This is a genomic window from Acidovorax sp. (genome assembly GCF_046339755.1).
Lineage (GTDB): Bacteria > Pseudomonadota > Gammaproteobacteria > Burkholderiales > Burkholderiaceae_C > Acidovorax.
Genome location: NZ_JBKDTZ010000235.1, coordinates 54,933 through 63,807, shown reverse-complemented (window position 1 = coordinate 63,807; position 8,875 = coordinate 54,933). Strand labels below are relative to the sequence as shown.

At 68.4% G+C, this 8,875-nt stretch carries 8 protein-coding genes; 1 reads left to right on the top strand and 7 read right to left on the bottom strand.

The genetic code is table 11. The annotated features are described in order from the left end of the window. Positions 1-409: glutamate ligase domain-containing protein (locus ACK59X_RS20100; protein WP_409960124.1), on the top strand; the 409-nt coding region annotated here is incomplete at its 5' end. Positions 410-576: 167 nt separating this feature from the next. Here the strand turns inward: ACK59X_RS20100 and ACK59X_RS20095 are convergent. From ACK59X_RS20095 to ACK59X_RS20065, 7 genes are all read right to left on the bottom strand, one after another. After that, entirely contained in the window at positions 577-888 is a 312-nt protein-coding gene (locus tag ACK59X_RS20095) for a hypothetical protein (RefSeq protein WP_409960122.1), read from the bottom strand. A 90-nt stretch (positions 889-978) separates the two neighbouring features. After that, positions 979-2,100 carry a 3-deoxy-7-phosphoheptulonate synthase gene (locus tag ACK59X_RS20090; RefSeq protein WP_409960120.1) on the bottom strand — a complete coding sequence of 374 codons (1,122 nt, stop codon included), beginning with the start codon at positions 2,098-2,100 and terminating at the stop codon, positions 979-981. A gap of 298 nt (positions 2,101-2,398) precedes the next feature. Further along, positions 2,399-2,935: a hypothetical protein gene (locus ACK59X_RS20085; RefSeq protein WP_409960118.1), complete on the bottom strand. Its 537-nt coding sequence runs from the start codon at positions 2,933-2,935 to the stop codon at positions 2,399-2,401. A gap of 317 nt (positions 2,936-3,252) precedes the next feature. Continuing rightward, the gene (tldD, locus tag ACK59X_RS20080) at positions 3,253-4,737 is read right to left on the bottom strand and encodes a metalloprotease TldD (RefSeq protein ID WP_409960116.1); all 1,485 of its coding nucleotides are present in this window, start codon (positions 4,735-4,737) and stop codon (positions 3,253-3,255) included. 64 nt (positions 4,738-4,801) lie between these two features. Next, on the bottom strand, positions 4,802-5,137 hold the full coding sequence (locus ACK59X_RS20075; RefSeq protein WP_409960114.1) for a YegP family protein: 336 nt from the start codon (positions 5,135-5,137) through the stop codon (positions 4,802-4,804). Between the two features lie 131 nt (positions 5,138-5,268). After that, complete coding sequence (gene rodA, locus ACK59X_RS20070) at positions 5,269-6,450, bottom strand: rod shape-determining protein RodA (protein ID WP_409960112.1); 1,182 nt, start codon at positions 6,448-6,450, stop codon at positions 5,269-5,271. 48 nt (positions 6,451-6,498) lie between these two features. Further along, complete coding sequence (locus tag ACK59X_RS20065) at positions 6,499-8,859, bottom strand: HDOD domain-containing protein (RefSeq protein ID WP_409960110.1); 2,361 nt, start codon at positions 8,857-8,859, stop codon at positions 6,499-6,501. Positions 8,860-8,875: the final 16 nt, after the last annotated feature.

The following is an 8,875-nucleotide window of genomic DNA, read 5'->3' as shown; positions in this document are numbered from 1 at the left end:
CGGCACGGTGAACGGCATCGCGGTGTACGACGATTTTGCGCACCACCCGACGGCGCTGCGCACCACGCTCGACGGCCTGCGCCGCACCCTGCCTGCGGGCGCGCGCATCCTCGCGGTGTTCGAGCCACGCAGCAACACCATGAAGCTTGGCGCGATGAAAAGCCAGCTCCCCTGGGCGCTGGAATCGGCCGACCTGGCGTTTTGCCACACGGCCGGGCTGGACTGGGATGCGACCGAAGCCCTGGCGCCCCTGGGCGTGGGCCCGGGCCAGCGCGCGCAGACCGCCCCCGACATCGACATCCTGGGGGCCCAGGTCAGCGCCGCGGCGCGCCCCGGCGCCCACATCGTGTGCATGAGCAACGGCGGCTTCGGCGGCGTGCATGCGCGCCTGCTGCAGGCGCTGCGGTAGCCCCGCCGCCTCTACCTCAGTTTTCCGAAAGCTACCAACCTGAGATACCGACGCTGCCCACGCCAGTGCCCCCGCGCAAGTGCCGCCCCCGCGGTTTAGCAGCGCTTCACTTGCGTGCGCTGGGGACGCTCCCCTCAGGGGGATGGCGCGAAGCGACTCGGGAGAGCCTAAAACGTCACAGCCATCGCAGGCACGTCGACCCGCACCACGGGCCGCGCCAGCGCTGCACTGGCGGCGCGCGCGAAATCGCGCGACCACTGCACATCGCCCATCAGCGGGCTGCCGGCAGCCTGGGCCACTACGAGCACCTTGTCGGCCAGCAGCACCTTGCCGCTGGCGCGCAAGGGCTCGCAGTCCAGGCGGGTGAACTGTTCGTCGAGCCAGCGCCGCCCTTCCTCATGGGCCATGGGCTCTGCGTTCGCGAGATCGAAGCGGAATTCCTGGTTGCCCGCCAGACGGACGGAGACTTCGCTGTGCATGGGGTGCCTTTCTTTTTCTGCAGACTGCAAGCCCCCGGCGACCGCCAGAGGCCATGCCAGGAGCTTACACGCAGCAGCGGAGGGGCGCCGTCAGCGCGAACGACGGGCCTGCACGGCGGCCGACAGGTCGGCCAGCGACTGCAGCGAATCGTCCCAGCCCAGGCAGGCATCGGTGATGCTCAGGCCATAGGCCAGCGCGGCCGCATCGTCCTTGCCGGGCGTGAACTTCTGGGCGCCGGCCGTGAGGTGGCTTTCGATCATCAGGCCGAAGACGCTGCGCGAGCCGCCGGCGATCTGCCCGGCTACGTCGCGTGCCACGTCCATCTGCTTTTGGTGCTGCTTGCTGCTGTTGGCATGGCTGCAGTCCACCATCAGCGTGGCGGGCAGCTTGGCGGCTTCCAGGTCCTTGCAGGCCGCAGCCACGCTCTCGGCGTCGTAGTTGGGGGCCTTGCCGCCGCGCAGGATGACGTGGCAGTCCTTGTTGCCGTTGGTGTTGACGATGGCAACCTGGCCGTTCTTGTGCACCGACAGGAAGTGGTGGCCGCGGCTGGCGGACTGGATGGCGTCGGTGGCGATGCGGATGTTGCCGTCCGTGCCGTTCTTGAAGCCGATGGGGGCCGACAGGCCCGAGGCCAGCTCACGGTGCACCTGGCTTTCGGTGGTGCGCGCACCGATGGCGCCCCAGGAGATCAGGTCACCGATGTACTGGGGCGAGATCACGTCCAGGAACTCGCTGCCCGCGGGCATGCCCAGGCGGTTGATGTCGATCAGCAGCTGGCGCGCGATGCGCAGGCCCTCGTCGATGCGGTAGGTCTCATCGAGGTAGGGGTCGTTGATCAGGCCCTTCCAGCCCACGGTGGTGCGGGGCTTCTCGAAGTACACGCGCATCACGATCTCCAGCGTGTCCTTGTACTGCTCGCGTGCCACCTTGAGGCGGCGGGCGTATTCGAGCGCCGCCACGGGGTCATGGATGGAGCAGGGGCCGATGATGACCAGCAGGCGGTCGTCCTCGCCGGCCATGATGTTGTGGATGTTCCTGCGGGTCTGGGTGATCAGCGATTCCACCGGCGTGCCGCTGATGGGGAAAAAGCGGATCAGGTGTTCGGGAGGGGGCAACACGGTGATGTCCTTGATACGTTCGTCGTCGGTCTGGCTGGTCTTCTCGACGCTGCGGTACCAGGCATCGCTGGTGGGGTTGGCATGGGCCGTCATGTTGTCTTCCTCGTGGGCTGCAAAGTGGATGGAATGGAAAAAGGGGAGGGCAGAAAAACAAAAACCGCCGGGCTTTGCAGCGTCGGCGGTTGGTATGGTGAGGTTGTGTGTGCTTGCGCGTTCGCCTCTCATCCGCCGGGGACTGAGATAAAAAACCAAAAATAAAACGCGCTGCGAACTTGCATGACAGTCAATGTAGCACAGTCTTGCCGCATTGCAACAACCCCCTCGCGTTGCGCAGACGCAACGCCATGGCGGCTTGCAAGGCAATGCTGGGCGACCAAGGAGCCGAGAAAAATCAGCCGCGTAAGCGCCGCAACCAGGCAGCCGCGCGCTGCAATGCCGAGCGCGGGGGCGGTGGCTCGCTGGGCAGCTCGCTCACCGGTTCGCTCTGGTGCTCGTACATGTCGACCAGCAGCAAGGCCTCGCCCAGGGTGCGCCAGGCGAGCAGCTCGAACTGGTCGAAGCAGGCACTCTCGCGCGTGCTGCGCTGCTCCAGCGCCTGCTGCCAGGCGCCGATGGCATTGCGCAGTTCGCGCAGGGCGCGCTGGTAGGCACCGAATTCATAGAGCGCATGCCAGGCCGATCCCAGGCCGGTGAGGAACAGTTGGTGCTCGCGCGCGCAGTGCGACAGGCCCACCACCCGGCGCATGATGGCGGCCGCATCGGTGCTGGTGCGGCGCGTGCGCACCGCCTCGTCGATGTGGTTGGACAGGCCGCTCAGGCTGTCGCGCAACTGGCGCGAATCCTCGTCGGCCACACTCTCGCGCAGGAAGCGGCTGATGTCGCCAAACGACTGGAGTGTGTGCTGCAGACTGGGGCGCGTGGCAGGCATGAAGGGCATTGTGCGCCGCCCGGACCCTGTGCGGCTACGGGCAAGCCCCAGGCATGCCAATTGGCGGGTGAAGACCGGGCAATTGCGGGCAATGGATGGCGGGGGTGGTGCAGCCACGCAACAATTGGCGAGGCGGCCGTAAGATCTGCGGGGCCTCGCCTTCGCTTGCGCCAGGCATCGTTCAAAGCCTCTAAACCGGCGCGGCCAAGGCCAGTGCCCCCGCGCAAGGGCCGCCCCGCCGCGCTGGGGGCGCCCCCCTCCCGACTCGCGCAGCGAGTCGAGAGAGGGGTGAAGGCGCGAAGCGCCTCAGGGGGTGCTTAAGCTGTCCCGCCGACCGTCAAGCCCTCGATGCGCAACGTGGGCTGGCCCACTCCCACGGGCACGCTCTGGCCTTCCTTGCCGCAGGTGCCCACGCCGCTGTCGAGGCGCATGTCGTTGCCGATCAGGGTCACCTTCTTGAGCGATTCGGGGCCGCTGCCGATGATGGTGGCGCCCTTCACGGGATACTGGATCTTGCCGTTCTCGACCCAGTAGGCCTCGCTGGCCGAGAACACGAACTTGCCCGAGGTGATGTCCACCTGGCCGCCGCCGAAATTCGAGGCGTACAGCCCCTTCTTGATGCTGGCGATGATCTCCTGTGGATCCTTGTCGCCACCCAGCATGTAGGTATTGGTCATGCGCGGCATGGGGATGTGGGCATAGCTCTCGCGCCGGCCGTTGCCAGTGGGGGCCACGCCCATCAGGCGGGCGTTCATCGAGTCCTGGATGTAGCCCTTCAGGATACCGTCCTCGATCAGCACATTGCGCTGGCTGGCATTGCCCTCGTCATCCACGTTGAGCGAGCCGCGGCGGTCGGCGATGGTGCCGTCGTCCAGCACCGTGACGCCCTTGGCCGCTACGCGCTGGCCCACCCGGCCGCTGAAGGCGCTAGAGCCCTTGCGGTTGAAATCCCCTTCGAGCCCGTGGCCGATGGCTTCGTGCAGCAGAATGCCGGGCCAGCCCGAGCCGAGGACCACCGTCATCTCGCCCGCGGGCGCGGGGCGCGAATCGAGGTTGACCAGGGCCGCATTCACGGCCTCGTCCACGTACTTGCCCATATGCTCGTCGTCGAAGTACGCCAGCCCGAAGCGGCCGCCGCCACCGGCGGAGCCCATTTCGCGGCGACCGTTCTGCTCGGCGATCACCGTGACCGACAGGCGCACCAGCGGGCGCACATCGGCCGCCAGCGTGCCATCGGCGCGCGCCACCAGCACCACGTCGTATTCGCTGGCCAGGCCGGCCATGACCTGGGCTACGCGCGGATCCTTGGCGCGGGCGCGCTTTTCCAGGCGTTCGAGCAAGGCCACCTTGGCCGTGCTGTCCAGCGAGGCGATCGGGTCCACGCCGGGGTAGAGGCTGCGGCTGGTGGCGATCTTCTGGCCGGGGACCTTCACGCGGCCGCCCTGGGCGGCCGCGCCGATGGAGCGCACGGTGCGCGCGGCATCGAGCAGCGAGGCGTCGGAACTATCGTCGGAGTAGGCGAATGCCGTCTTCTCACCGCTCACGGCCCGCACGCCCACGCCCTGGTCGATGCTGAAGGAGCCGGTCTTGACGATGCCCTCCTCCAGGCTCCAGCCCTCGCTGCGCGTGTACTGGAAGTACAGGTCCGCATCGTCCACCTGGTGCGTGCGGATCTCGGCCAGCGCCCGGGCCAGGTGGCTTTCATCCAGGCCAAAGGGTGCCAGAAGCAGTTGCCGGGCAACGTCGATGCGCTGGGTGGTGGAGGCACGCTGCGGCGCGGCGGTAGAGGAACTGAAGGTCATGCAGGCATTTTAGGCGCGCATGCAGGCCCCGTCCGGCACAGGGACAACAGGGCCCCGGCGGGGTTCAGGCGCTCTGGTCGTCGGCCACGGCACCGGGTGCATGGGCCTTGACCGATTCGATCCCCGCTTCGCGCGCTTTTTCACCCGAGTAGCGCTGGCTCTGGCCGATGACCTGCCCATTGCCGGCCTTGAGGGTGAAGTAGGGAGAACCGTCCTTGGCGCAGAGCCGGCCGTAGCGGCCATCGTCGGCCGCATTCTTGCGCACGGATTCAATGCCGTTCAGAGCGCTGGCGCGGGATTCGTACAACTCGCTCGTGAGGATCACCTGGCCGTTGGAGGCCAGCAGGTTGAAGACGAACTTGTCGTTCCTGGACTTCTTGAGTTCGAACTTGGACGCCATGGAAGCACCTCCCTAGGGTTGTCTACGAACCTGTTCACGATCTCGCAGGTGATCGCAAACAGGTTCTAAAGCCGGTAGTTCGGCATTTGTAACCCCAAGCGCGCGCCCTGACAATGGCGCCAATCCCTCGCTCAGCTGGCCTGCATGGCCGGCGGTGCGTCCTTGGGATCCGTGCGCTGGGCACGCGCCACCGACATCAGGATCCCCAGGGCCAGGCCCAGCGTGACCATGGCCGTGCCGCCATAGCTGATGAAAGGCAGCGGCACGCCCACCACGGGCAGGATGCCGCTGACCATGCCCATGTTCACGAAGGCATAGGTGAAGAAGATCATGGACACGGCGCCGGCCATCAGGCGGCCGAACAGGCTGGTCGCGCCCACGGCAATGGCCAGGCCGCGCCAGACCAGCAGCAGGAAGCAGGTGATCAGAAACAGGTTGCCTGCCAGGCCGAACTCCTCGGAAAACGCCGCGAAGATGAAGTCGGTGGTGCGCTCGGGAATGAACTCCAGGTGCGTCTGGGTGCCCGCCATGAAACCCTTGCCGAACACGCCGCCCGAGCCGATGGCGATCATGCCCTGGATGATGTGGAAGCCCTTGCCCAGCGGGTCGCGCGTGGGGTCCAGCAGGGTGCAGATGCGCTGCTGCTGGTAGTCGTGCAGCACCGGCCAGCGCACGCCATCGGCACACCAGGGGTCGCCCATGACCACCAGGATGCCAATGCCGATGCCGCCGATCAGCACCGGCGGCAGCACCAGCTTCCAGGGCAGGCCGGCAAAGAAGATCACCGACAGCCCCGCGGCCAGCACCAGCAGCGAGGTACCCAGGTCGGGCTGCTTCATGATCAGGCCCACCGGGATCGCCAGCAGCAGCCCGGCGGCAGCGAAATCGAGCGGGCGCAGCGTGCCCTCACGCTTCTGGAACCACCAGGCCAGCATCAGCGGCATGGCGATCTTGAGGATCTCGCTGGGCTGGATGACGATGCCCAGGTTCACCCAGCGCTGCGCCCCCTTCTTGGTGATGCCGAACAGCGCCACCGCGATCAGCAGCGCCACCCCCGCAGCGTAAAGCGGCACAGCAAACGCCATGATCTTCTGCGGCGGCACCTGGGCCACCACGAACAGGATGGCGCAGGCAATCAGCATGTTGCGCCCATGGTCCATGAAGCGGGTACCGTGATCGAAGCCCGAGGAATACATGGCCAGCAACCCCGCGCTGGCAAGCAGCAGGATGATCAGCACCAGCGGCAGATCGAACCCGCGGAACAGGGGGAGGAAGCGCTGGGCAACGGAGGGCTTGTCAAAAACGGCGGCCATCCCCCGATTATCGGGTGCCGGCTGGCCCGCTGCCCCGGAAAAGGCGCGTCAACCCGCCTGGCGGAAGGCCATCACGGCCTGGTTGCGCAGGGTGCGCAAGAGCCCCAGGGCCTTGTCGTCCACCACGATGCCGCCCGCCGACGACTGGTCGGCATAGATCAGCGCGAAGGTCTGGCCCTTGATCTGCAGCGGCAGCAGCAGAAAGGACGGGGCGTCGAGCCCCGCGCGGTACCACTCGGGCAGGCGCGCCTTGATGCGCGGGTCGGTGGCATCGTTGATCAGCGTGTCCGCGCCGCGCAGGCACACGGCGGCGAACAGGTCGCCCGGCACCTTGAGCGGCACCCGCATCGCGCGCACGGCGGCCTCGCTGCCCTCGCCCAGGCCAAAGCGCCCGACCAGCACCTCGGTACGGGCGTCGCGCAGGCAGAACACCATGCGTCGAAAACCCAGCGCGCGGAACATGGTCTCCAGGATCATGCGCAGCACGTCGTTGAGCGCAAAGGTGTCCACCATGGCGTTGGTCACGTCCTGCACGCCGGCGGACAGCAGTTCGTTGACCTGGGCCACCGACACCGCCCCGCCCGCCTGCGAAGCCAGCACCGCAGGCAGGGGAGGCACCTCGCCGGCCCCGAGCTCATGGGGGGCCAGGGCATCGTCCAGCAGGGCCGCGCCGTCCTCGGCCGACGGCGGCAACTGGAGCAGGCGGGCGGCGGGCGTGCCGGGCGGCACGCGCAACTCCAGGGTTTCCGCCAGCGACACCAGCTTGCGGCGCCCGCACAGCGTGGCCTCGGCAATGACGGCCGGCGCCAGGGCCAGGGTGCGGCTGTAGCGGGTGCCCACGCCCTGCAGGCGCTCTTCGAGCCGCGCCGGCTCGCCGTGCAGCAGGATGTCGGCCACCTCGTTGGCCGCCAGCGCCACCCAGCGCAGGCGCTCCACCCCCTGCTCCGCAGGGCGCTGCATGGGGGATCCCAGGGGCTTGCGCATGCAGCGCTGCAGGCTGTCGGGCAGGCCCCAGACGCGGGCCACCCCGGTGCCCAGGTCCTCGAAGCCCAGGCCCAGCACCTGCATGGCGGCGGCTTCCTCCCCGCCCTCAAGCCGGCCACCGGCCACCAGCTTGCGCACCTGCTCGGCCTCTTCGGGGAAATAAAAGCTGCACAGCATGCGCCCCAGGTTCTGGAACATGGCACCGATGAAGGCCTCCTCGGCCCCCTGCCCGGGCCCGCACAGCTCGGCCGCCACCGAACCGGCCATCATGGAGCGCAGGAACTCCTCGCGCATCTGCTCGGCATGGGCCTTGTCCTGCATGTGGTCCAGCAGCACCAGGCTCATGGCCATGTTGCGCACGGCATTGAAGCCAACCAGGCTGACCGCGCGCGAGACCGTGCTGATGGTGCCGCGCCCTGCATGGGCGTAGTGCACGCTGTTGACCAAGCGCAGCAGCTTGTGGGTGAGCGCCACGTCCTTGAGGATCTCGTGCGTGAGGTCGCTGATGCTGTCGTCCTCGGAATGCGCCACGCGCTGGATCCGGGTCACCGAGTCGGACAGGGCCGGGAAATCGCTCTTGTGGCGCATGCGCCGCAGCAGGAAATCCAGCGTGGCGTTGCTGGCAGCGGTCGGCGCGCTCACCGGCGCAGCCCAGGCGCGCAGGGCATCGCGCAACCCGCCCGCGCCCGCGAAGGGGTCCGCTCCGTCCTGGCCCAGGGCGCGCTGCAGCAGGGTGCGCAGGCCTTCGTCCAGGGCCTCGGCCAGCACGGCGGGCAGGCTGCGCCCCGCCGCCGCGGCCCCCACCCAGGGGCTGCCGGTGAGCAGATGCACCAGCACCTGGGCGGCCGATCGCACATCGCCAGCGGCGCTGGCCGAATCCTCCTCCCCGGAAACGAAGGCCGGCGCATGCCAGCCCAGGCCCAGCAGCCGGGCGTGGCGCTGCGGGTCCATGGCGACATGGTCCAGGTCCACCCGGCCGTGCACCAGGCCCACCGCATGCACCGCCTCCAGCGCATCGAGCAGATCCACCACCAGCGCCACGGCATCGTGCGGCGTGCAGCGGCCCTGGCGGGCCAGGTGCTCGGCCAACGTGGGGCCATGCATCTGCTCGTGCACGATGCTGGGCTGGCGCGCCAGGACATCGGCCGCCAGCACGGGGGCGACGAAGGCATGGTGAAGCTGGGTGGCCCGTTCGGCAGCTTCGAGCCAGCGCTCCAGTGCCGCCGTTGCCTGCGGCGGTGCCACCGCCCACTGCCGGATCGTGACCGGGCGCTGGCCGCGCCGGTCCAGCGCACGCCACTGGGTGAACTCGCCGTTGGCCACCAGCACCTGCTGCAGCTCGAACCGCCCCTGGGGCGCAGGCACCCGGTCCCCGACCACCCAGGCGGAGCGGCGGGCGGGGGAAAGCGGCGCAGAATCGGTCATGGCGGGGCGGCTCGGG